Here is an 842-nt window from a genome sequence, read left to right on the forward strand (position 1 = left end):
TAACCTGAGTTCGATGAAATATTTTAGCTTTTTAGCAAGTTTTGGAAAGTTGGCTTATTTGGATTTAAGCAATAAGCCACTATAGCAGCCATAATATTCACCATAAAGTTATTCACCGAACGATGACGTGAATGGTCAATTTGATGTAAGTTTTTTAACTGATCATTCACTGTTTCGATCAATCCTCTTCTGCAAAGCAATTGTTTTTCTTCTTCAGTTTGGATGGGTTTATTTTTCATATTCTTGCGTGACGGGGTTAATAGTCTGAGCCCCCTTGCTGCTAAAGCTTCAGTTTTTGCTTTACTCAGATAGCCTTTATCGCCCAGTAAAATACCTTTTAACTCTTGGGTTAAAGATTCAAGTACAGCAACATCATGAACACTTCCCGATGTAATCTTGAGATTAATAATTTCACCCAAGTTGTTGATAACAATATGGACTTTAAATCCATAAAACCAACCTGTGCTACTTTTACCACGACCAGCTAAGCCTTTAAATACACGATGTCTTTTAATTCTAAGATTATGGCAAACGACCAATTTAGTCGAATCAATAATACAAATTCCGGTATCTTCTCCTTTAACTTGATGGAAGAAACTACTCAAAGCTTGCAAACAACGCGGCATAATTTCAATAAAACGATTGTAACTAAGAAGCTTGGGAAAAGCTGATTTCCAAAATGGGATGATCATATGACAATAAAAATATTTGAAAAATCTAAACCCGGATTTATGAAATAAAATGACAATGGTCATGACTTCAGACAAGCTTAAAGCTGACTTTTTCATTGTTGTTTTTTGATCAGAAATTAGAGCTTTCTCTAAAGATTCATTAAACTTTTT

Annotated in this window: 1 protein-coding gene; it reads right to left on the bottom strand. The window is 33.8% G+C overall.

Annotated features, from left to right (window positions below; genetic code table 11):
* Nucleotides 1–23 precede the first annotated feature (23 nt).
* Nucleotides 24–842, bottom strand: an 819-nt coding sequence (locus WFH18_RS17560; RefSeq protein WP_336755380.1) for an IS982 family transposase, incomplete at its 5' end; no start/stop codon positions are given.

Source organism: Acinetobacter sp. USHLN143 (genome assembly GCF_037145695.1).
Taxonomy (GTDB): Bacteria; Pseudomonadota; Gammaproteobacteria; order Pseudomonadales; family Moraxellaceae; genus Acinetobacter; species Acinetobacter fasciculus.